General features: G+C 61.3%; 20 protein-coding genes and 4 pseudogenes. 17 read left to right on the top strand and 7 right to left on the bottom strand.

From position 1 onward, the window contains the following. The first annotated feature begins 200 nt into the window (after nt 1-200). The 4 genes from KBX17_RS07830 (at nt 201) to arfB (KBX17_RS07845) (ending at nt 2448) form a co-directional block, all read left to right on the top strand. Nucleotides 201-791 (top strand): putative glycolipid-binding domain-containing protein, encoded by a 591-nt coding sequence (locus KBX17_RS07830; protein ID WP_256019264.1) that lies wholly within the window; start codon nt 201-203, stop codon nt 789-791. Between the two features lie 201 nt (nt 792-992). Further along, the gene (locus KBX17_RS07835; RefSeq protein ID WP_255995224.1) at nt 993-1343 is read left to right on the top strand and encodes a VOC family protein; all 351 of its coding nucleotides are present in this window, start codon (nt 993-995) and stop codon (nt 1341-1343) included. Nucleotides 1344-1400: 57 nt separating this feature from the next. Further along, nucleotides 1401-1943, top strand: a complete 543-nt coding sequence (locus tag KBX17_RS07840; RefSeq protein ID WP_256019267.1) for a DUF488 family protein — start codon at nt 1401-1403, stop codon at nt 1941-1943. Between the two features lie 61 nt (nt 1944-2004). Further along, the gene (gene arfB, locus KBX17_RS07845; protein ID WP_256019268.1) at nt 2005-2448 is read left to right on the top strand and encodes an alternative ribosome rescue aminoacyl-tRNA hydrolase ArfB; all 444 of its coding nucleotides are present in this window, start codon (nt 2005-2007) and stop codon (nt 2446-2448) included. Nucleotides 2449-3164: 716 nt separating this feature from the next. Here the strand turns inward: arfB (KBX17_RS07845) and KBX17_RS07850 are convergent. Beyond that, a complete protein-coding gene (locus KBX17_RS07850) occupies nt 3165-3311 on the bottom strand; it encodes a hypothetical protein (protein ID WP_256019286.1) in 147 nt (48 codons plus the stop codon). A 30-nt stretch (nt 3312-3341) separates the two neighbouring features. Between KBX17_RS07850 and KBX17_RS07855 the strand changes: the two are divergent. From KBX17_RS07855 to KBX17_RS07875, 5 genes and pseudogenes are all read left to right on the top strand, one after another. Then, nucleotides 3342-5302: pseudogene (locus KBX17_RS07855) on the top strand (heavy metal translocating P-type ATPase). A gap of 47 nt (nt 5303-5349) precedes the next feature. Then, nucleotides 5350-5661: a metal-sensitive transcriptional regulator gene (locus KBX17_RS07860; RefSeq protein WP_256019269.1), complete on the top strand. Its 312-nt coding sequence runs from the start codon at nt 5350-5352 to the stop codon at nt 5659-5661. A gap of 94 nt (nt 5662-5755) precedes the next feature. Then, nucleotides 5756-6822: pseudogene (locus tag KBX17_RS07865) on the top strand (LLM class flavin-dependent oxidoreductase). Nucleotides 6823-6904: 82 nt separating this feature from the next. After that, nucleotides 6905-7264: a helix-turn-helix transcriptional regulator gene (locus KBX17_RS07870; RefSeq protein ID WP_076600005.1), complete on the top strand. Its 360-nt coding sequence runs from the start codon at nt 6905-6907 to the stop codon at nt 7262-7264. After that, the gene (locus KBX17_RS07875) at nt 7261-9153 is read left to right on the top strand and encodes a cation-translocating P-type ATPase (RefSeq protein ID WP_256019271.1); all 1893 of its coding nucleotides are present in this window, start codon (nt 7261-7263) and stop codon (nt 9151-9153) included. The genes KBX17_RS07870 and KBX17_RS07875 overlap by 4 nt, the downstream gene beginning before the upstream one ends. Before the next feature lie 78 nt (nt 9154-9231). Here the strand turns inward: KBX17_RS07875 and KBX17_RS07880 are convergent. Further along, nucleotides 9232-10239, bottom strand: a pseudogene (locus KBX17_RS07880) (NAD(P)-binding domain-containing protein). A 286-nt stretch (nt 10240-10525) separates the two neighbouring features. Continuing rightward, nucleotides 10526-12205: a hypothetical protein gene (locus tag KBX17_RS07885; RefSeq protein WP_256019273.1), complete on the bottom strand. Its 1680-nt coding sequence runs from the start codon at nt 12203-12205 to the stop codon at nt 10526-10528. A 2601-nt stretch (nt 12206-14806) separates the two neighbouring features. Between KBX17_RS07885 and KBX17_RS07890 the strand changes: the two genes are divergently transcribed. The 3 genes from KBX17_RS07890 to arfB (KBX17_RS07900) all read left to right on the top strand — a co-directional run bounded on the left by KBX17_RS07890 (nt 14807) and on the right by arfB (KBX17_RS07900) (nt 16308). Next, nucleotides 14807-15118 (top strand): helix-turn-helix domain-containing protein, encoded by a 312-nt coding sequence (locus tag KBX17_RS07890; RefSeq protein WP_255997035.1) that lies wholly within the window; start codon nt 14807-14809, stop codon nt 15116-15118. A gap of 463 nt (nt 15119-15581) precedes the next feature. Beyond that, nucleotides 15582-15833: a putative glycolipid-binding domain-containing protein gene (locus KBX17_RS07895; protein WP_256019284.1), complete on the top strand. Its 252-nt coding sequence runs from the start codon at nt 15582-15584 to the stop codon at nt 15831-15833. A gap of 31 nt (nt 15834-15864) precedes the next feature. Continuing rightward, nucleotides 15865-16308 carry an alternative ribosome rescue aminoacyl-tRNA hydrolase ArfB gene (arfB, locus tag KBX17_RS07900; RefSeq protein ID WP_255995702.1) on the top strand — a complete coding sequence of 148 codons (444 nt, stop codon included), beginning with the start codon at nt 15865-15867 and terminating at the stop codon, nt 16306-16308. Between the two features lie 54 nt (nt 16309-16362). Here the strand turns inward: arfB (KBX17_RS07900) and KBX17_RS07905 are convergent, their stop codons facing one another. Together KBX17_RS07905 and KBX17_RS07910 are read right to left on the bottom strand one after the other, a co-directional pair. Then, a complete protein-coding gene (locus KBX17_RS07905; protein WP_040424570.1) occupies nt 16363-16623 on the bottom strand; it encodes a HigA family addiction module antitoxin in 261 nt (86 codons plus the stop codon). 34 nt (nt 16624-16657) lie between these two features. Then, on the bottom strand, nt 16658-16939 hold the full coding sequence (locus KBX17_RS07910; RefSeq protein ID WP_005290974.1) for a type II toxin-antitoxin system RelE/ParE family toxin: 282 nt from the start codon (nt 16937-16939) through the stop codon (nt 16658-16660). A 121-nt stretch (nt 16940-17060) separates the two neighbouring features. Here KBX17_RS07910 and KBX17_RS11490 point away from each other — a divergent pair. Continuing rightward, a pseudogene (locus KBX17_RS11490) lies at nt 17061-17306 on the top strand (alkane 1-monooxygenase); the annotation flags it as partial. 46 nt (nt 17307-17352) lie between these two features. On the opposite strand, the gene KBX17_RS07920 reads toward KBX17_RS11490, so the two are convergent. Further along, nucleotides 17353-17742 carry a heavy metal-responsive transcriptional regulator gene (locus KBX17_RS07920; RefSeq protein ID WP_005290994.1) on the bottom strand — a complete coding sequence of 130 codons (390 nt, stop codon included), beginning with the start codon at nt 17740-17742 and terminating at the stop codon, nt 17353-17355. A gap of 98 nt (nt 17743-17840) precedes the next feature. Between KBX17_RS07920 and merA the strand changes: the two genes are divergently transcribed. The 4 genes from merA (at nt 17841) to KBX17_RS07940 (ending at nt 20912) form a co-directional block, all read left to right on the top strand. Then, nucleotides 17841-19262 carry a mercury(II) reductase gene (merA, locus tag KBX17_RS07925; RefSeq protein ID WP_255995704.1) on the top strand — a complete coding sequence of 474 codons (1422 nt, stop codon included), beginning with the start codon at nt 17841-17843 and terminating at the stop codon, nt 19260-19262. After that, nucleotides 19259-19609, top strand: a complete 351-nt coding sequence (locus tag KBX17_RS07930) for a hypothetical protein (RefSeq protein ID WP_005293255.1) — start codon at nt 19259-19261, stop codon at nt 19607-19609. Before merA ends, KBX17_RS07930 begins: the two co-directional genes overlap by 4 nt. Before the next feature lie 191 nt (nt 19610-19800). Next, a complete protein-coding gene (locus tag KBX17_RS07935; protein WP_256003520.1) occupies nt 19801-20190 on the top strand; it encodes a peptide chain release factor I in 390 nt (129 codons plus the stop codon). A gap of 368 nt (nt 20191-20558) precedes the next feature. Next, complete coding sequence (locus tag KBX17_RS07940) at nt 20559-20912, top strand: type IIL restriction-modification enzyme MmeI (RefSeq protein WP_016423158.1); 354 nt, start codon at nt 20559-20561, stop codon at nt 20910-20912. A 70-nt stretch (nt 20913-20982) separates the two neighbouring features. Here the strand turns inward: KBX17_RS07940 and erm are convergent, their stop codons facing one another. Then, complete coding sequence (erm, locus tag KBX17_RS07945) at nt 20983-21837, bottom strand: 23S ribosomal RNA methyltransferase Erm (RefSeq protein ID WP_016456425.1); 855 nt, start codon at nt 21835-21837, stop codon at nt 20983-20985. Nucleotides 21838-22638: the final 801 nt, after the last annotated feature.

The following is a 22638-nucleotide window of genomic DNA, read 5'->3' on the forward strand; positions in this document are numbered from 1 at the left end:
TCCGCCGCATACGCCCCCGGGTCTCGGCGGATCTAGATTTTTAGTATCGCCTTTCAGTCAGTTGGCGAAGATCCCACCTGGGAAAACGTTACCGTGCCGCCGCGGAGGGCGATATTAAACATGTAAAACCGCCTTGATCCTCCCTCCATCCATGTTTCAGCCCTACAGGCTTGATTCTGCTGCGGGCTAAACTCGCCGACATGGAACGCAGTTATGAGTGGGAGCACGTCAGCGATCGCCGCATCCGAAACGAGACAACAGTTCGGTTCGAAGTGGGCGGGCTGGCGGCCACTGGCACTCAGACCGGCTCCGACTACAAGGCGGAATGGCAGCTCGACGCGCGGGACAACTGGACGACTCAGCGGGTTGCCGTATCCGTTGTGGGCGAGGATTGGAAGCGGAGCTTGATCCTCTCCCGGTCCGCTACGGGAAAGTGGTCCTCCGAAACTGCGCTGGACGGTCAACAGCCGGCCGACATGGCCCCGCCAGGCATCGCCACGGGTGAGGATCTCACCCAAGCACTCGATTGCGACCTCGGTCTATGCCCGCTCACGAACACGATGCCGATACGCCGGTTAGGCTTGCTGGGCTCGGCAGTACCGGAAACGAAACTCATCATGGCGTGGATCGACATGCCGTCGCTCCAGGTGATCGCATCCGACCAGTACTACGCGTCGGTTGATTCTCAGACGGTGAGCTACGCCAGCGGCACGCGCGGAGTCGATGTCGAACTGCAGGTTGACGATGACGGGGTGGTGCTCCTCTACCCGGATTTAGCTCGACGGGTGTAATCATCATTCAATGCCGGTAATGGAAATAAATGCATTACTTGAAATCCGCTGAGGTTCCAACGAAAGCCACCTCGGGTTGCGCTTTCAGATTTTCCATCGATGAAGAAAACCCACATCGAGAACTCCGGCTAGGATTCGACACTCCCCTGCGATTGCTTGAGCTCGTTGCAGGTGCGGTGCCCCGCGCCCACAATGGGGACCATGAGTGACATCACCTTCGGTATCCGCCAAATCACCTTCGACTGCCACGATCCTTCTAAGCTCGCCGAGTTCTGGTCAGCTGCAACTGGCTGCGGGATCTCTGCGGACTACGGTGACTTCGTCATGGTCGATTCCACTCCGGCGCTGGGGTTTCAGCGCGTTGAGGATCCCACGCCTGGGAAAAACCGCATGCATATCGATGGCGGCGGCGTTGAACGCGAGACTCTAGTGGAGCGTCTCAAGGGTTTGGGCGCCACCGAACTGGGCACCCACGAGGCGCCGGGGCTCGTATGGACAGTCATGCAGGATCCGGAAGGCAACGAGTTCTGCGTAGGCAACCCCGAAGCCTAGCTTGCTTCACTCGGACACTGATGCGGGTGCGACGGCCTCGCGCGTAGCGTTGTAGGCATGCGCATTTTCACTGTGGGCCACTCCAACCTCGAGTTCGAGGACTTTACCGAGATGATTAGGGCTGCCGGTGTGGAATCCATCGTGGATGTGCGCAAGCTGCCCGGGTCCAGGAAGTACCCGTGGTTCAACGACGACCACCTCGCCGAACACCTTCCCACGCACGGCATCACTTACAGCAGAAGCGAGGGCCTGACCGGGCAGCGCAACGTGTCTCACTCCGTACCGTTTGAGGTCAACGGCAACTGGCGTAACCGCAGCTTCCACAATTACGCCGACCATGCGCTTGGCGAGGAGTTCTCAGACGCGCTCACGCAGTTACGGGCGAGCGCCACCGAAACCCCCACAGCGATCATGTGCTCCGAGGCGGTGTGGTGGCGCTGCCACCGACGCATCATCGCCGACCACCTCCTCGCCCACGGCGACGAAGTTGAGCACATCATGGGGATGGGTGCTGATGGGGCTAAGGTGAGCAAGGCCACGCTCAACGACGGCGCCGTCATCGGCGACGACCTCCTCGTGTGCTACCCCGAGCGCGGCTAGCTCCCACACCAGCACCGAGCCTATACCAAAGCTGTGAGTATCCGCTTGTAGGGTGGGCAGCGTGAAAGATCTGACCATTGCGCCCGGCCCGGGGGTCCCCGGTGGTGTGGTCATCGCCGCCGCCGACCTGACGGAACGGTTCTCGAAGTCGTCGGGGCCGGGTGGTCAGGGCGTCAATACCACGGACAGCAAGGTGCAGCTCTCCCTCGATGTCGCTGCGTGCACATCGCTTTCCGACGCCCAACGTCGCCGCATCCTACGCAACCTCGAGCACCGCTTGGACGGCACCGTCCTCACCGTGGCCGCGTCGACCCAGCGGTCGCAGGCCCGCAACCGCGCCGAAGCCCGCGAGCGCATGGCCGCGCTGTTGCGCGAGGCGCTCGTCCCACCCCCTCCCCCGCGCCGCAAAACCAAACCGACGCAGGGCTCGGTGCGGCGACACCGCGAAGCGAAGAAGCGGCGTTCAGAGCTCAAGTCGATGCGGCGACGGCCGCAGATCCCCTAGTTCGGGCCTTTGACGATGCACTCAGGAGGGATTGTTGGCGGCTGGTTGACGACGACAATCCCGACCCGCCTGGTAGACGCTACCGTGCACGTCTCCCCCTTCCGTGCTGATCGTGTTAACTGAGTCGGCTCCTGCGGGTTCACCACATTGCTCGCAGAACCGTTGCTGGGTTTTGTGGTCGGCTCGCTGCTGGGCGACCCAGAGACGTGGATCACCCGTGCGCTGGTGGCCCTGGTCGCCGTGCGCGCTGTTTGGGGGTATCGGTCTGCACCTGGTCTGGGGTGGGCGCGGATTCTGGGGCAGTCTCGTCGTCGCCGGGTTCGGCACAGCTGGTCAGGGCCAAAGTGCCCAATGCTGCGACGAGAGCAAGTCGAGTTATCTTGGTCAGCTTGTTCATTTGTACTCCTGTCGTGCAACGCATCGCTGAATGTTTCAATCCATTGAGTTATACCCTATAGGGGTATAAGGTAGAAGGGGAGCGAATGATCGGTTTGAAACTGCCACCTAGCCCAACGACCTGAAGGGCCCGCAGGCTCTCGCGAGGCGCTACACGGTCCATGGGTTTCGCAGGTTCTCCGGGTACGAAAACAATCCATGATCACCTCCACGGAAAGGAATCTGGCATGGTTGATCGCGACCACCATCACCCGACACACCACACTGCGCATCAACAGGAGCGTGCTACTGAAACCGCCGTCCACCATGGGGATCATCAATCAAGTCAAGATCGCGCCATGGGCCACGACGGGAATGAGCATCACGAACACGCCCCAGGTGGGCACGGCCAGGAAGGCCAGCACCATTCCGGCCACGAGATGCACGGAGGCCATGCCGGACATGGCCACGGGGGCCACGGGGATCATGTCGGACAATTCCGGCGGTTATTTTGGATCATGTTGGTGCTGGGTATTCCAGTGGTCGCGTTCGATCCGATGTTCGCGGACCTTTTGAGCTATCAGTTACCTGACGCGGCGTGGGTGTGGTGGGTATCGCCGATCCTGGGTACGGTCATTTATTTCTGGGGCGGCCGGCCATTCCTGACTGGGGCAGTCTCCGAGATCCGGTCCCGGCAACCGGGCATGATGCTGCTTATCGGGTTAGCCATCACGGTGGCCTTCGTCGCCTCCTGGGGGCGACCCTGGGCATCCTGGATCACGAGCTGAACTTCTGGTGGGAACTGGCCCTACTGGTGGTCATTATGTTGTTAGGCCACTGGATTGAAATGCGCTCCCTGGCCCAAACCTCCTCCGCCTTAGACTCGCTGGCCGCCTTGCTTCCGGATGAAGCCGAAAAGGTCGACGGCGATGATGTCGTCACCGTCACGCCGGCGGAGCTGGTCGTTGGGGATGTCGTCATTGTCCGGCCAGGGGCTGCGGTCCCAGCCGATGGTCAGATCATCGATGGTAGTGCGTCCATGGATGAATCCATGGTCACCGGGGAATCCAAAACCGTTCGACGCGGTCTGAACGACCACGTCGTGGCCGGCACTGTCGCCACAGATTCCGGGCTGCGGGTCAAAGTCACCGCCACTGGAGATGACACCGCACTGGCGGGTATCCAGAAACTGGTCGCCGATGCCCAAGCCTCCTCCTCCAAAGCCCAACGCATCGCCGATACCGCCGCCGGCTGGTTGTTCTGGTTCGCCTTCGGGGCTGCGGTAATTACCGCGCTGGCGTGGTCCATGCTGGGCATGCCCGACACCGCCGTAGTACGCACCATTACGGTGCTCGTCATTGCTTGTCCTCATGCCTTGGGTCTCGCCATTCCATTGGTGGTATCGATTGCCACCGAGCGTGCAGCTCGTGGCGGGGTGCTGATCAAAGATCGCTTGGCGCTGGAGTCGATGCGCACCGTGGATTCAGTGCTGTTCGATAAAACCGGCACGCTGACCAAAGGTGAACCCACCGTCACCGGGATCCACCCCGTCGGTGATCGGACCAAAGATGAGGTGTTAGCGTTGGCCGCTGCTGCTGAAGCCGATAGTGAACACCCCTTAGCGCAGGCCATTGTCGGCGCTGCCCGCGCTCGGAAACTCGATGTGCCAGGCGCCACTGATTTTTCCTCTTCCCCGGCTGTGGGCGTCAAAGCCACGGTCAATGACACGGTCATTGAAGTCGGGGGCCCCTACCTGTTAGACCATCACTCCCAAGATGAGTTAGGCATTGCTGAGCAGTGGCGCGAAGAAGGCGCGATCATTCTTCACGTGCTGGCCGATGGCCAGGTTATCGGCGCGCTGCGTCTAGCTGATGAAATCCGACCAGAATCCCGTGACACCGTGGATGCCCTGCATGCCAACGGGGTCCAAGTCGTGATGATCACCGGCGATGCCCAAGCCGTGGCCGAGACCGTGGCCAAAGAGCTGGGTATTGACCGGGTCTTTGCTGGGGTCCGACCCGAAGATAAATCCGCCAAGGTCGCCGAACTCCAGGCCGAGGGCCGTAAAGTGGCCATGGTCGGTGATGGGGTCAACGACGCCCCAGCTTTGGCTCAGGCCGATGTGGGCATTGCTATTGGTGCCGGCACCGATGTGGCCATCAGCTCGGCCGGGGTCATCCTGGCCTCCTCGGATCCCCGCTCGGTCTTATCCGTGTATGAGCTCTCCGAGGCCACTTACCGGAAAATGAAGCAGAACCTGTGGTGGGCGGCTGGCTACAACATCGCAGCCGTCCCCTTGGCCGCTGGAGTGCTGGCTCCGATCGGGTTCGTGCTGCCGATGAGCGTGGGTGCAATCCTGATGTCGGCCTCCACCGTGGTAGTAGCCCTCAACGCCCAGCTGCTGCGCCGCTTGGATCTAACCCCAGCTGCCAGTGCTGCCAGGTCCCTGGGCCGGACACCCGAAACCGTGGACGCCTAACATGAGACACTGCTGTGACAACTCTGATGCACGAAGAAAGCAGGCCCATGACCAATACCCCGCATGCTGATTCCGCTGACCACGGCTATATCAGTGACAAAGACCGCTACCTGGCCCGGTTGAAACGCATTGAAGGCCAAGCCCGCGGGATTCATCGCATGATCGATGAAGAGAAGTATTGCATCGATATCCTCACCCAAATCAGCTCCATCACCTCAGCTCTGAACAATGTCGCGCTGAGCCTGCTCGATGACCATATGCGCCACTGCGTCGTCCGTGCGGCTCAAACCGACGGGCCAGCAGCCGAAGAAAAACTCGTCGAAGCTGCCGACGCTATCACCCGCCTCGTCCGCTCCTAAAACCCGGCACTCTTCAACCCGCCGCCAGCCGTGACAATCCTCATGCGAGGCATTACCCTGGTTGTTGATACGTCATTAAAGGTAGTGTTATCCGATGAAAGCGTTTGGATTCTTAAGCTTCGGACAGTATGCCTTCGGAGGTCAGCGCGGGCCGTCTGCAGAAAAGATCGCCAAGATCCACCTGGAGATCGCCCAGGCTGCGGACGAGATCGGAGTAAACAATGCCTCCTTCCGCGTCCACCACTTCGTGCCGCAGGCCTCCGCCCCGATGCCGCTGCTTGGTGCTGTCGCCGCCACCACCAAAAACATTGAGGTGGGCACCGGCGTCATCGACATGCGCTACGAAAACCCGCTCTACCTCGCCGAAGAAGCCGCCTCCCTGTATCAGCTCTCCGGCGGGCGTGTGGCCTTGGGCGTTTCCCGCGGTGCCCCCGAGGTTGCCGAGCGCGGCTGGGAGGCCTTCGGCTACAAGGGCGAGGCCCCCAACGGCGCGGACGTGGCGCGCTCCCATCTCGAGACCTTCATGGGCGCTGTCGACGGCAACGGGTTCGCCACCGCCGCACCGCTGGAGCGTCAGTACCCCAACATGTTCCAGCCCGGCTCCGCCCTGCCCGTCTTCCCCATGGCACCCGAGCTGCGCAAGCACATTTTCTACGGCTCGGGCACCCACGCGTCTGCGGAGCAGACCGCGAAGGACGGGCTGAACCTGATGTCCTCCACCCTGGTGTCCGAGACCACCGCCGAGACTCTGGGCGAAATCCAGGCGGATCAGATCGGCCGCTACCGCGCCGCGTGGAAGGAGGCGGGCCACGCCTGGACGCCGCGCGTGTCGGTGTCCCGCTCCATCTTTCCCATCGTCGACGGCGCGGACATGCAGATGTTCGGCCCGCAGGCCTCCGGTTCCGACCAAGTAGGCGCGCTGCCTGATGTCGGCTCCACCACTTTCGGCCGCACCTACGCCGCCGAGCCCGACAAGCTCATTAGCAGCTCAAAGCCGACCCCGCCGTCATGTCCGCCGACCCCCTGTTCAACACCATCCCCACCGGCATGGGCGTGGACGTCAACGTGAAGATCTTGGGCAACTTCGCCACCCATGTCGCCCCCGCGTTGGGTTGGCAGCCGAACCGCGAAAGCCCAGTTACCGGCTACCCCATCGACTAATTTCTGCAGGTCGCAAGCTCTTCGCTTCAATGTCAGTTCAGTACGTATTGAATCGTTCAGTGAATACTGTATAGTTCAGCACATGCTGACTATTGCTTCACGCCTCGACGTCATGAACCGGCTCGGCCGGGCCATGGCGGATCCGACGCGCTCCCGAATCCTGATGACCCTACTCGACGGCCCGAGCTACCCAGCCGTGCTTGCGCGCGACCTGGACCTGACCCGCTCGAACGTCTCGAACCACCTGACCTGCTTGCGCGACTGCGGCATCATCGTCGCCGAGCCAGAGGGCCGCAAGACTCGCTACGAAATCGCCGATCCGCACCTCGCGGCAGCGCTCGACGCGCTGGTGAACGCGACGTTGGCTGTCGACGAAAACGCCCCGTGCATCGACCCTGAGTGCTCGGTGCCCGGCTGCGGCGAGAAGGGGGCGGACGCATGAGCTCGGCGTGTGGATGCGAACACGAACCAGCCACGGAGATCGAAGATCTCGATCGACCATGGTGGAAGGACCCCGAGTTGCTACTGCCGATCTTCTCCGGCGTAGCCCTCTGCATAGGCCTGGCACTGGGCTGGTCCGGGCTGGAGACACCCGCGACAGGACTGTTCTGGGTCAGCCTGCTGCTAGGCGCATACACGTTCGCGCCTGGAGCGATCCGGAACCTTGTCACGAAGCGCAAGCTCGGCATTGGCCTGCTGATGACGATCAGCGCGGTCGGCGCGGTGATCCTCGGCTTCGTCGGAGAGGCCGCGGCGCTAGCGTTCCTATACTCGATCGCCGAGGCGCTGGAAGACAAGGCGATGGACCGGGCCCAGGGCGGACTGCGGGCACTGTTGAAGTTGGTACCGCAGACCGCGACGGTGCTACGCGACGGCACGGCGGTCGAGGTCGCAGCGAAGGCCCTCGTGGCTGGCGAGCTGATGCTCGTGCGCCCCGGGGAGCGGATCGCCACGGACGGCATCATTCGGTCTGGGCGCTCCAGCCTTGACACCTCAGCGATCACCGGAGAATCCATTCCGGAGGAGGTCGCGCCCGGCGACGAGGTCCCCGCGGGAGCGATCAACTCCGCCGGTGTGCTGGAGGTCGAAACGACCGCAGCTGGAACAGACAACTCGCTGACCACACTCGTGGATCTGGTCGAGCAGGCGCAGGCGGAAAAGGGCGACCGCGCCCGGATCGCCGACCGGATTGCCCAACCCCTAGTGCCCGGGGTGATGATCCTGGCGGTGCTGGTCGGCGTGATCGGCTCGCTGCTGGGCGACCCAGAGACGTGGATCACCCGTGCGTTAGTGGTTCTGGTCGCAGCGTCGCCGTGCGCGCTGGCAATCTCCGTGCCGCTGACGGTCGTGGCCGCGATCGGCGCGGCCAGCCAGTTCGGAGTGGTCATCAAGTCCGGCGCGGCGTTCGAGCGACTCGGCGGTATCCGTCACTTGGCAGTGGACAAGACCGGAACCCTTACTCGCAACCAGCCTGAGGTTACCGGGGTGGTCCCGACAGACGGATTCGATCGGGCGCAGGTGCTTTCCTTCGCGGCGGCAGTTGAGCAGCAATCGACGCACCCCCTCGCCGCGGCGATCGCGGCAGCGGGGCCTGAAGCGCCCACCGCCTCGGACATCAGCGAGGAAGCCGGGCATGGCATCGGCGGCACCGTCGAAGGCCGACGGGTGCTGGTGGGCAGCCCCCGATGGATCGACGCCGGGCCACTGAAAGCGGACGTTGAGCGCATGGAGTCCGAGGGCCAGACCTGCGTCCTAGTCACCGTCGATGACGCTCTCGCTGGGGCGATCGGGGTCCGCGACGAGTTGCGGCCCGAGGTGCCCGAAGCCGTGCAGGCCCTGCACGCCAACGACGTGGAAGTAAGCATGCTCACCGGTGACAACACTCGCACCGCCCGGGCGCTGGCTGAAATCGCCGGGATCGACGACGTGCGCGCCGAGCTGCGCCCAGAGGACAAGGCAAGCATCGTCGCCGAACTCTCCTCCAAGACGCCGACGGCGATGATCGGCGACGGCATCAACGACGCTCCGGCACTGGCGGGCGCAACGGTGGGCATCGCGATGGGAGCGACCGGCTCTGACGCCGCGATCGAGTCCGCTGACGTCGCCTTCACCGGCCACGACCTCCGGCTGATCCCGCAGGCGCTGCAGCACGCCCGCCGAGGCAGCAGGATCATCAACCAGAACATCGTGCTGTCTCTGGCCATTATCATCGTGTTGATGCCGCTGGCGATCAGCGGCGTGCTGGGCCTGGCCGCCGTCGTGTTGGTTCACGAGGTCGCCGAAGTCATCGTGATCTTGAACGGCCTAAGGGCTGCGCAAGCGAAGCGCTGAGACACGCCTTCGCCCAGCGCGCTGGCTCTCCAACGCGGATCATGGAAGGATCGAGCTGCTCAGGGACCAAGCGTCATCTCAAAACTTTTGGTGCCGAGCTTCATCGACACGGCCCGCGACTACCTGGGCAGTGTGTTTGGCAAAGGGCCCGACACCCATCAGCGTTGCCGAACCGTCGCCGGTCCAGTTGCCGTAACCGACGAGATGCAGATTCTTCACCGCGGTTTCGCGGCCGCGCATGAGGTGGCGGAATGGGCCGAGGGCTGGACGGAAACCAGTGCACCAGATCAAGTGGTCGTGGTCGAGCTCGCTCAGGCTATCGAAGATGGGGGTAGCGGTGAGCTGACCGGAGTTGCGGAGCTCACGTAGATGAGGAAGCGCGACAATATCCCCGAGGGTCGGGTCGGAATCACCGCCGAGAATCCGACGGCGGCTGCGTCAGAAAAGATCACGGCCATCGACATCATCAGGCATCCAGCGAGGCTCCTCAAGCGTGAACCATGTGACCTCCGACGTCCCGATGAGGTCGGCAGCGATCTGGGCACCCGAGTTCGCCCCACCGACCACCGCGACCTTCGCGCCGCGGAATGGTTCAGGCCCGGGGTAGGTCGACGAGTGCCACTGGCGTCCGCGGAAGGTGCCAGGATAGTGGGGCACGAAGGGCGCGGACCACGTGCCTGTGGCCGCGACCACGTGCTCTGCTGTGAACTGACCGGCAGACGTGTCCAGATGGAACACCCCACCATCAAGAGAAACGCTGCGAACGCGCACTGGGCGCCGAACCGGGAGGTCGTAGCGCCGTTCGTAGTGTTCGAGGTAGTCGATGACATGGCGTGCCGGCGGGTACCCCGGGTACTGCGGCATAGGCCAGCCGGGCAGATTGGAGAACTCCGCGGCGGAGAAAAGCGTCAGTGAAGGCCACGCGTGCAACCACGCTCCGCCGGGTTCCTCTTGATTGTCTAAGACCAAGAAGTCCACTTTGAAGCGCCGCAGGTAGTATGCCGTGGCTAGGCCGGACTGGCCACCACCGACGACGATGGCCGTGTGATGCTCAGCCAATCGATCATCCCTCCATAAACTCCCCATCGAGAATGGTCAGCTTCACGCGCATGCCGCCCGCGAGCTTATCCTCATCCAGCAGGCCAGCTAGCTGGATCGACTCGAACCTGTTGTCGGCCACGGGGCTCAATGACTGCGATCGAAAGGTCAGCAGTTTCAGAAGTAACGTGCAGGGGGAGCTTCTCCACCCCGCGTTACACGTTGAACTTGGACTCGACCACATTCCATATTCTTATAACGTCTCGAGCGATGTGCATACACACTCCAGCTCACAGTGTCCTGCAAACTCGCTGTGTGACGCGATTTATGCCGCTCAGTGCAGCCCGCGCCGGAAACGTTCTGCGTCCTCCTCGTTCCGTCGTGCGTCGTTTTCGTACGAGGCAGCGATTCTCCTAAACAAACCAGCCACTCGAGGCGCGATGTCGGCGAATGCTTGGGCCTTGACTCGATAGTCCGCAGCAAGCCTGAGCTCCTGCTCGCCGCCGTCTTCCAAGCCGCGACTAGTAACTCCACGACTATTAAGGATATAGAGGCACAAACCGGTCTCAATGTGATCAAGCTGCACTTCTTCAATGAGATCCCGCACGACGTTGCCCGGCCAGGTGCCGTCAGCGTCTGGTGGGGTGTGGCCGAGAACCTGGCCAATCTGCTGCAGGCCGACCTCGGTCCGGCCTCGTTCAGCCAGGAGCTCCATAGCTCGATCAAGCCAGGCTCGAAGCACCTCGGCATTCATGACGCCATCGACGAGGCCGGGCGGTGTGTCCCATGCATTGAGTAAGCGGTACGCATTGGTTGCCAGGGAAGCGTCGTGTTGTTCTTCGCCAGCCGGGTCCTCGGCGCCTTCTTCGTCCTCGCCGCTCGGCCGGGCACGGTAAACAGTGCACACGATCTCGACGAATTTTGCAGGGTCGGCAGCTAAGCTTTCGGATAGCGCTGGGACTCTCGCGTCATAGCCGAGCGCCGGAAGGTACGACCACTGTAGTCGAACAAGGCAGCCAGGCTCAAGGTGCTCGCGCATAGCTTCGAGGTAGGCGAAGAGCCGCTGAAAATCATAGGACGATAGATCACGAGCAGCGGCAGATGGACTTTGATCTGCCAGGAGCCCGTCCAGTGCTCGCACAATGAGTTTCGCTACCTGGGGACGCGGACCGTCCTTGTCGATGTGGGTGTACATGCTCATGAGATGTACAACGTCGGCGTGGCGGCCAACTTGGATCAAGTGCTCAGCAATCTCGTCGATCTTGTCAATGTCTTGCCCCAAGCCGATTGTCTGGAATGCCCTCCAGTACCGGGCCTCAAGATCCGGGTCCGTATCAACCAGAGCCCATACCTCCGCGAGGTTGTCGCGCGCGACAAGCAGGAGTCGAACACGTTGATCGACCGTAAGATCGCTCTGTTCAAGGAAGTCTGTGATCAGAGCGAAACCTTCTAGGGAATAGCGAGTCGAGAAATACGACATCGCGGTGCTGGCGAGATCCTGGTCGGCAGACGTCAACCAACCGAGCAACTCATCATCGTGCGACGAGCCGATTTTCGCCAAGGCGATACCAACGGCCCCCGGCACCGACGCGTCTCGTGCCAGTCTCGTGATGGCGTCAAAACCGCCCTCGGCCTCGATCTTCTCTACGGCTTGGACGCGTCGGCGCCCGAGCTCACGTTCAAAGGCTTCATAATCATCTTGTTTGTGAGCGCCGATATACGGAGTCCATGATTGAAAGAGTCCGATCAGTCGGACATACGCAGACCTCGGCTGGTAGCGCGCTGCCAGTGCGTCGAGCTTGCCGAGTTCCTCGTCGGGAAGTGTCCAGGCAGCATCCGGAAACTTGCGATGACGGCCGATGAGGTCCACCAGGGGTTCGCCACACCGCTTCTCGAAAGTCAGCCGTAAACCGCGGCTGGTCGGCCATCGATTCGAGAGCATCCACCACTCGCGCTCGGTCTGCTGGTGGTAACTCTGCCGTGTGAGAAAGGATCGTTGACCAGCGCTGCGCATCCTGACCAGCATCTTCGATGCAACGCTCTACCGCGGCGGTCGTCATCTTCCAGAATTCGCCGTATGTCACAGATAGTTTGTCCGGCCTCCAAGTTCGGAACGCAGGTGTACTAATCGGGAAATGTGTCCCGTGCCCCTCAGGAAGCATGCTGCACTCCAACTTCCAGGCGACGCCAGGGCGTCTTCGGCGCAACGTGTCGAGGACAATAAGTCGCCGGTCAGGATCGACAGAGCTATCTGGATGCCACGGGCGGAACATTGCAGCCAAAGAGGCCGCGGGACGGTTAGCCAGCCGACCACCCGGATCGATCTCGTCAAGGCGTGCCAGGAGATCGACAGCACGTCCGAAATGATCAGAGGACCAGGACACGCACTCGAGCGCCCACAGCAGATTGCTGTGGGGAGTTCCGCCCGAGAAGATTCCCGATTCGTCGGCGTTGTCCTGGAACATGGTGGCCAATAGAGGGGCATCGCCCGCTGTTGCTGCACTGACCGCATCGAGGAAGGCGTCCGGCCCGGCCTCAGCGAGGAGGGGCAAGATGTCAGCTAATGATTGCCACGCTCGCCCGGTATCATCTGTCGGCGCCCATTCGAGTAGCTTCCCAACCAGATAGTTTGCGAAGTCTGACCCTGATACTCCACCCGACAAGACGACAGTTTCGCCGTACATTCCCAATAGAGCGAGCGACTGAGCGAGGCCGCGGCGGAGGTCACCGGAGTAGCGACGGGTTTTGCCATCAATCGATGCTCTCCACCGTTGATCCCGCGGTAGGTCGAGGGCCGGATCATCCTCTGCGAAGACCCTCTCGACGATGGTCTCGAACCGCTTCATGTCATCGTGAGTCAGCTTCGGCACCAACAGCATCCAAGCATCCACCGGTGAGACAAGATGCCAAGCTTCGCCAGTGCGGATTACCAGAGGATCGGTAGGATTGTCGGCTGTTCCTGTGATCGCCTCTCTAAACGACTCGTAGTCGGTTCCCGTGAGCGCCTCGAGGATCGAACGATCCCCTTCTGCATTGTCTCCCCAGGAGCCAACCAACAGGATTGATCGGAAGTTTCGGGACGGACTCGCATCAGCCCAGGTCGGTCGATGCAGGACGGCCTTTACAGCCAAGTTTCGCCGCAGACCGGTCAAGCTTCGCCGTGCGAGCCTACCGAGCTCATCGGCCCTATCTCTATCTGTGACTCCGGCGCTCGTCAGCGCGACTGCTGCCTCAGCAGCATCCAACGCTGGAAGTGTGACGTCGGCACCTTCGTTGGAGACAACCGGCACACAAAAGTTGTGCACAGTACCTGCGGGGATCTCGCTTGCCAACTCGGGCCTGCGAGGGACCAAGACGAGCGGTTGGGACGAGGTTGTCAACTGCCTCCATGTGGATATGTCGTCGACGAATGCGAGCCGTGCGAGCATCTGGCCGCTGCCCTGGTCATCAAGGTTGACGGCGATCGCAGCGATGAAGGCGCATACTTCCTCCATCGAGGCGCCAGCAATCGTAGTGACGGAGCCGGATGAACCAAGCCGGTCTTCAAGATCCTTGGCAGTGTCAGTTCGACCGGCGAGCACAACTTTCGGTATCAATGTTGGATTCGTTTGTGCTGCCCAATCGCGCCACCAGGTCAGACCGGTGCGAAGTCCGTATGGAGAAAGCCCCAGTTCTTCCGACAGCCACGCCCATGTAATTGGGGCGGCCTCAAGCCAGGTCTCGATATCATCAAGCCCGAAAGCCTTGACGTCTCTCCAGACCTGGTCGTTTCGCTTATTTGTAGCCCACTTGTCCCGTGCCGTCCAAGTGCGCAGGATCACTTCGATATAGGTGCATTCAGCGGTCCGTGTGCCGTCTGGAGTGTCTGTTCGCTTAGAATAGTCCTCATCGGCCTTCTTGTTAGGGCTGGAATTAACCGACAACTCCCATACCGACAAACCATCTGGAACCCAAGCCGTCGCTTCGGTTGCCCGAACAGAACCGTCCCAATCCCCTGCTGCCACGCCGTCGCCTGCGGGCATCCCTAGCTGGACCAACCCCGGTGTCGTTTCAAGGATGAGACGACGAACCAGACGCGGGAGTTCAGACTCCGAATTACGAGTATCGGCCCAGTTCTTCAGCTTACTTCGGTCAATGTAGCCTGCTCTAGTCCTCACGGGACACGCCTCCAGTCGCGCAAGTTACTCCCCATAAACAAGGTCGCTCCAGATCCAGCTTTAGAGAGTTTAATGGATAACCGATTACTTATACCTGAACGCGCAGCCCCAAATTGATCAATATCAGAAGAGTAATTACGGCAGAGCACTATATGTTGAACTGGACCACCACGTTTCACATAACTACAACTTCACAGCGCTCAGTCACGCTCTGGGCCGCTCATCCGTGTTATTCTGGTGTCACGTTGTGCTGGTGTGACTATCCTTCATCTGCAGCATGACGGGAGTAATTGCCTGGGGCGTCATTGGATTGGACGTCTGGCGACAATGGTCGCCACTGGCCCGCGCGACGGAACGGGCTCGCCGAATACGCCTGAGGGGATGGACCCCGGGCCGGAGCGCCGATTGGCTCCGGTAGCGCCTTCTTGACGGAAGGAGAAACGCTACCGGGAGTTTCCATGGGCGCATTCGCCTTACCGTCACTAGAAGACGAGAAAACACTTCTTACCCTGCAGGATGCGGTGGCCGAAGGTTTCGGCGGCTACTCCACCCTCCGCAAGTACATCTCCGAGGGGCATCTGCGCGCCAGGAAAATCGGTGGGCGCATCAAGATCGAGAGGGCTGACCTCGAGGCCCTCAAACGCCCCACCGGCCGCCAGCCGACATTTGAGGATATCGAGTCGGCCGTGAGCCGCATCGCCGCTGCTCCCCCGCTGAGTGATCAGCAGATCCACCGTCTCGCTCGGCTCCTGGGCGGTGGCCAGCAATGAGCACAAGTAAAAACCCCGCCAGCCTGGGGTGAACTGCACCCCATTAGTTGGACTGAGAAATCAGTTACCGACTAGTGGGGAGCAGTTTTCATTGAGAGCACGAAGTTCGCTGAAAGGGCCTGACCCCGATGCAGTATCAGAATCAGACCCTTGAACCCCTCACAGCCTAGAATTAAACCAGTCCAACTTTCGGGGGCTAGTTCATGTATAGGGGGAGCTTGGCAGTGGTAGTCAAAATCTCCACCTCGCTCTCGATTCCACAATCGTTCAGCGTCCTTGTCGGTGAACTACTGAGCTACGCTTCAAACTACCCCAATAACGCGAAGCGTCATTAACACCCCGCGTTACACGTTGAACTTGAACTCGACCGAGTTTCAGTCGAAAGCTACCTGCCTTTTCGCACCATCCCCCCGGTATCGTCCAGTCAGCCGACCTGAAAGCCGCACTCGATCGCGATCTCGGTCTGTGCCCTCTCACCAACACAATGCCTATTCGTCGCTTGACGCTGCTTGAGACTCAGGTTCCGAAAACGCAGCTGATCATGGCTTGGATTGATATACCGTCCCTCCAGGTGATCGCATCAGACCAGTACTACCGCTCCGTCGATGCTGAAACTGTCCGATACAAAAGCAGAACACGGGGAGTCGACGTCGAGTTGGAGGTCGACGGTGACGGAGTGGTCGTACACTACCCTGATCTCGCACGGCGGGTCTGATCCGGAAACAACTCTAACTAAGCTGGGCGGTATGAACGACCTGACCATCGCACCCGGCCCGGGCATCCCCGGCGGCCTCGTCATCGCCGCCGCGGATCTGACGGAGCGGTTCGCGAAGGCGTCGGGCCCGGGCGGCCAGGGCGTCAACACGACGGACAGCAAAGTGCAGCTCTCCATCGATATCGCGGAATGCGCATCGCTTTCCGACGCCCAACGCCGCCGCGCCCTGCGCAACCTAGAACACCGCCTGGACGGCACGGTGCTCACCGTGAGCGCGTCGACGCAGCGGTCTCAGGTCCGCAACCGTGCTGAGGCGCGCGAGCGCATGGCCACCCTATTGCGGGAGGCGCTCGCCCCGCCGCCTCCCCCGCGGCGGAAGACGAAGCCGACGCGCGGCTCGGTGCGACGCCGTCTCGAAGCGAAAAAGCGGCGCTCGGAACTCAAGTCCACGCGACGGCGGCCCCAAATTCCCTAGTTCGAATCATCCGCGTGCATATCCTCACGCTGACGGACCTGGTTCGGGTAACCGCTACGCCGAGACAGCGTGAACCGGCTGAATTCGCTCGATCTCGGCGAGGATTTTGTCTTCTGCCACATCCAGGTCGTACTGGGTCTGCAACCCGAGCCAGAACTGGGGGCTCATCTCGAAAAACTTCGCTAGACGAAGAGCAGTGTCCGCGGTTACAGCGCGCTTACCGTGAACAATTTCGTTGATCCGGCGGGGCGGAACGCCGATGGAGACGGCGAGCTTGTGCTGGGTGATCCCCATTTCCTTGAGAAAGTCCTCCATGAGGATCTCACCGGGGTGAACCGGAGGGAGCTTGTCAGTGGTAGTCAACGATCTCAACCTCCTCTGGCCCCGCGGCGGACCACCGAAAACAGATCCGCCACTGGTCGTTGATTCGTATGCTGAACTGACCCCGCCGATCACCTTTTAACGCCTCGAGCCGGTTTCCCGGGGGAATCCGTAACTCATCAAGAGTCTGCGCGTACCCAAGCTGGCGAAGCTTGCGCAGCGCTACTGAGTGAATGCGGGAATCGATCGAGCGAACCCGCTCTCGATTCCACAGACGCTCAGTGTCCTTGTCAGCGAACGACTGGATCATGCTTCACCCTATCCCCCATAACGCGAAGCGTCAATAACGCTACACGTTAAATTTGAACTCCACGGTATGTCGTTGCAAAGTTACTCCCTCTCGTTAACACCATCAAAAGGAGTGTTATCCAATGAAAGCGTTCGGCTTCTTAAGCTTCGGGCATTACGCCTTCGGCAGCTAGTGCGGGCCATCTGCGGAAAAGATCGCCAAGACTCGTCTGGAGATCACCCAGGCTGCGGACGAAATCGGCGTGAACAACGCGTCCTTCCGAGTCCACCACTTCGCGCTGCAGGCCTCCGCCCCGATGCCGCTGCTGTGTGCTATCGCGGCCACCACCAAAATCATCGAGGTGGGCACCGGCGGCATCGACATGCGCTAGCGCATATCGGGGTTGTAGCGTTTGAGTCATTGACTCCCGCCGTCTACAAGTACCTACACACTTGATCGGTGCTGCACGTTTCAGGATCCGGGTGCGCGGCGTCCTGGCTAAGGTCCGCGATAGTGTCGCGCAGCACGGAGAGCTGCGCGATCTGCTGCTCGATCTCAGCGAGGCGCACGTCAAGCAGGTCGCGCACGTGCTCGCAGGGCGCATGGCCGCCGTCGCGGATGTCGAGGATCTGGCGGATCTGGGCGAGGGTGAGGCCCGCGGCCTGGCCGCGGTGGATGAAGTCGATCCGAGCGACCGTCTCGGGCGCGTAGTCGCGGTATCCGGACGGCGTGCGCTCGGTCGGGGGCAGAAGGCCCTGTTCCTCGTAGAAGCGAAGGGTCTTCGCGGTAGTGCCCGCCCTCTCGGCGAGTTCTCCGATCCACATTACTGTCTCCCTCCGTGGCCGCGCTTGACCTTCCCCTGCACTGGAAGGTCCAGTATGGCTGAGACAGAGCAGAAAGCCAAGAGTTGACAGGAGCAGCGATGCCTACGAAGTACGATCTCGCCATCATCGGATCGGGAGGCGGCGCGTTCGCCGCTGCGATCCGCGCCAGCACGCTCGGGAAGTCGGTGGTGATGATCGAGCGCGGGACGCTCGGCGGCACCTGCGTGAACACGGGCTGCGTCCCGTCGAAGGCGCTCATTGCCGCGGCCGGCGCGCGGCACGTCGCGGTCGACGCCGCAACCCGGTTCCCCGGGATCGCGACGACGGCGGATCCCGTCGACATGCCCGCGCTGATCGCTGGGAAGCAAGCGTTGGTGGAGTCGCTGCGCGGCGAGAAGTACGCCGACGTCGCCGACTCCTACGGCTGGCAGGTCCTCCGCGGCGACGCCTCGTTCGTGGGCACCCCTGATGCGCCGGTTCTCGATGTTGCCGGATCCGACGGAAGCGTCGAGACCATCGAGGCCCACCACTACCTGGTCGCGACTGGTTCTCGCCCGTGGGCACCGCCGATCGACGGCCTGGAGGAGACCGGATACCTGACCTCGACCACGGCGATGGAGCTGACGGAGGTCCCCGAGTCGCTGCTGGTGCTCGGCGGCGGCTACGTCGCCCTGGAGCAGGCGCAGCTGTTCGCCCGCCTCGGCTCGCAGGTCACGCTGCTCGTGCGGTCCCGGCTCGCCTCGAAGGAGGAGCCGGAGGTGTCGAAGGCGCTCCAGGAGGTGTTCGCCGACGAGGGCATCCGCGTCGTCAGCCGCGCAGTGCCCACCCGGGTCTCCCGCGCCACGGGAGGCGAGGCCGTCGTGACCGCCGCCTTGTCCGGCGGCTCGCAGGAGTTCCGCGCCGACCAGGTCCTGGTCGCCCTCGGACGCCGTCCCGTCACCGATGGCCTGAACCTCGATGCGGTCGGGGTGAATACCGGAGACTCCGGCGAGGTGGTCGTCTCCGACCGGCTGCAGTCCTCGAACCCGCGGGTCTGGGCCGCGGGCGACGTGACCGGGCACCCCGAGTTCGTCTACGTCGCCGCCCACCACGGCACCCTCGTCGCCGAGAACGCGTTCGCCGACGCCGACCGGTCCGTCGACTACGCCCGCCTGCCGCGGGTGACGTTCACCGGGCCCGCGATCGGCGCGGTCGGGATGACCGAGAAGGACGTCCTCGCCGCGGGGATCCGCTGCGACTGCCGCGTCCTGCCCCTGCACCACGTGCCCCGCGCCTTGGTGAACCGCGACACCCGCGGGTTCATCAAGATCGTCGTGAACGCCGAGACGAACGAGATCCTCGGCCTGACCGCCGTCGCCAAGGACGCCGGGGAGCTCGCCGCCGCAGGCGTCCACGTGCTCGGCAGGACCGTCGCCGAGGTCGCCAACGCCTGGGCCCCCTACCTGACCATGGCCGAGGGCATCCGGATCGCCGCGAAGGCCTTCACCACCGACCCGTCGCTGCTGTCGTGCTGCGCATGAACGGCAACGCAGGCAATCGGGGAGATCTCATCCTGAAGCAGACGATGAGCGCCGATCAGGACCGCGACGAATGGCGCGCCGGTCCCGTCGTCGCTGCAGTGACCGGGCTGCTCTTGCTGGCATGCTGCGCGCTTCCGTCGCTGCTCTGCTGCGGCCTGCCGTTCATCGCGGCGGGCGGAGCACTTGCAGGCGTCGGTGGGCTCCTCGGTAATCCCTGGATCATCGGTGCCGGGACCGCCGTCGTGATGGCCGTCATGGCGGGGATGCTCGTCAGGCTACGGCGGCGGCACCGGCGCCGCAGGTCCGGCTGCTGCGAAAATCCTTCGACCGCTGATCGGAACCGGTAGTTCGAGGGATCCAGCGATCACTGCCACCTATGGAGGCCGCTGAAATCGAAGCCCGACGGGAGAAGGAGGAGCAAAAAGCGTTCGAATCAACCGGTGACGAGGATAATACTGAGGCTGGATCCCGGCCGTCGCGACGCGGTCTCCGCTTCCGCCGAGACGAGAAAGGGTTGTGGGCACCTAGGCTGGGCGGCATGAACGACCTGACCATAGCGCCCGGCCCGGGGATCCCCGACGGCGCGGTCATCGCCGCCGATCTCGCGGAGCGTTTCGCGAAATCGTCGACTCCAGGCGGCCAGGGCATCAACACGACGGACGGCAAAGTCCAGCTTTCCATCGATGTCGCCGAATGCGCATCGCTTACCGACGCCCAGCGTCACCGTATCTCGCGCAACCTCGAGCACCGCCTAGACGGCTCCGTCTTTACCGTGACTGCGTCGACTCAGCGGTCTGTGTTTCGCTCCTGGTCCTCTCGCTTGCACCTGCGACACAGCCTCGTGTCCCCGGGCCGTAGCGTTCGGGGGAGCACAATAGCCCCAGTCCTCATCACGTCCCGGGATCAAAGAGTTCATCGCAGAGGTTAAGCACTACACGTTAAATTTGAACTCGACGGAGTGTCGTCGATAAATAACTATTCGATGCGCAAAGTACAACGAAATACCGCTAGAAACAGACAACATATGGGGGTGCACAGAAACACATATAGGTTCTGCGGAAAACCTATAGGGTGCGTCGCTAAAAACCGCTGTGCGCGAAAAACATAAAGGGTTTACGGACCCGGTCCCAGACCCCTCAATACTCTGAGCCGGAAGAATGGAAAGTGGAAGGTTGATGTATCCCCACTATTTATTTTTTCCGTTTTTCGGAGTACATCGGGAGCTACAACTGCGGACCAGCTCTGTGTGAACTAGATGAGAAGGCGCAGCAGCGAATCATCGACGCTGGACAGTTGGTGCTGCGGGCACGCGAGCGGCACCCCCAGCGGTCACTCGCGGAGCACTACAACCCGTTATCGATGGACCCAATTCTGCTCAAGGCCCACAACAACTTGGACCGGGAAGTCGATAAGGCTTTCGATGTGGCACGCAAACTCACCAACGAGCGCCAGCGCCAGGAGCTACTGTTCGCCAGCTACGGGGAGTTGGCGAGGGGCTATGTCTCCTCGCTTTCATCAAAATCGAAACCACCAGCAGGGTCGTTCCCCGTGCGGGTGATTTTGATCGGTCCCGCTGCTGGGTGTAGAACCCTGTCGCTGGCAACGCCGGGAACTATGACTGTGCCCGACGAGAACACGTCACTGCCATAACGCGGCTCACGGTAGACGAACATGGGTCGTTCACTACTACTGGTGGATTTCGGTTTTGGTGGTGGGGGGATTACCGCCGCCGGCCTCGATTTTTCCGTTGAGGAGGGCGTTGACTACTTCCCGATTGTGAAATGGGCCGATGGCGCGGTGAAGAGGAACCAGTCACCTGGAAGAGATCGATCCAGTCGCTGGTGTGCAATCTGGGAGGTAGGGTTGCGGGGTCGATTCCTCGCGAGCGCAACCATGATTGTGTCTCTGAACGTGATGAAAACAACCCTGCCCTTCGGAGAATTTCCCCTATCCCGCGTCCCCGGGCGGTGAAAACGGTGTGCACCATCGCCTGAAAGGCTTTGCGTTGCTCTATCGGGATCTTCGGGTCACCCACCCGGCGGATCACTAAGATCCCCCCGTCAACGTTTGGCTGTGGCCGGAAAGCAGACCTTGGTACTCGGGAACCAAGGTGAAACGTGAACCATGGGGACCACTGAGCTGTCATCATCGTGCTTGCACCTACCCCGGCCCGGCGGCGAGCGACTTCCCACTGCATGAGGAGTACAGCGGCAGTCCATGCCGGCGCATGCAACAACTTTCGAAGAATGGCAGTGGTGAGGTGAAAGGGAATGTTTCCCACAATGACGCAGGGAGTGGCGGGTAACGGGAAGTTGAGGAAATCATCATGGACCACTTCGACCGACGCCGAGGCGGTCTTTTTTGTGAGTTTGGCAGCTAGTTTTGCGTCTACCTCAACTGCCGTTATTGCCCTCCCCAAGTGGGATATCGGGTGAGTGAGGGCACCGCTTCCTGGCCCGATCTCAATGATGGGGCCGGAGGTTTGTTTTACAAGATCGACGATGGAGTTGATGATCTTGTGGTCTGTGAGAAAATTTTGGCCATGTTCGTGACGGCCGTATCCGTATGTAGACATCAGGTGTGCTCCGTGGAGTTGAAACGGAGCCGGGCATGGCAAATGGCCGCCCGGCTAAAGGACCGGAGCGGTTTCTAACCTGCGGGAGGGAGAAAACCGCCTTAGCGGCTGGTGAGCGGCCGCATGAAAACGGAACCTGAAATCAACATGGGCCTATCGTATCCAATTAATTTCGCAGGGTCCAATACGGTGAGAAAGAAGACAACCGCACCGCAACAGTGCAAGACCTCTCTGGATTGGAATTTAATTGAACATGGGTTTGGGGTACGACGCGCCCTACTCGGAGTGGCACGGACACTACGGCTGCGCGCCCACACACAACAGTAAAGAGCTCGGCAATGCACAGACACGTAACGAGAGCGCCACAAATGTATGTACGTTTAAGTTACAGCATCGACACTGACGCTCCACATGGAGGGACGGCCGCAGCCCTGCAGCAAGCACACGGCAGGGTGTCTGCTTCGGGCGACGTGAAATTACGCAGAAAAATACGAAACACATCACCGCAGGTCACGGTAGGTATTTGCGGGTCATTTCGTAATCTCGTAAACGAAAAGAACAAAACTACGAAACACAAAAACATACGTTGAGCAGCGTAAATGGTTTTCGTTTCGTAATTTTTCCACTTTTTGAAGAAAATCTAAATAAGAAGAGACACCTTGATTGCGATTGTGTCCCGTGTCACATAGCTGCAACCCCTGCAGCGTGCCCTCAACGAGGACGCTCTGTGTCGTAGACATGTGCCTGCAATGCGTGTCTGTGTCTCTCTCTTAAAAGGTTTGGGTCGAAATACCGCAAAAT

The sequence above is a fragment of the Corynebacterium sp. CCUG 65737 genome (genome assembly GCF_024454115.1).
GTDB classification, from domain to species: domain Bacteria; phylum Actinomycetota; class Actinomycetes; order Mycobacteriales; family Mycobacteriaceae; genus Corynebacterium; species Corynebacterium genitalium.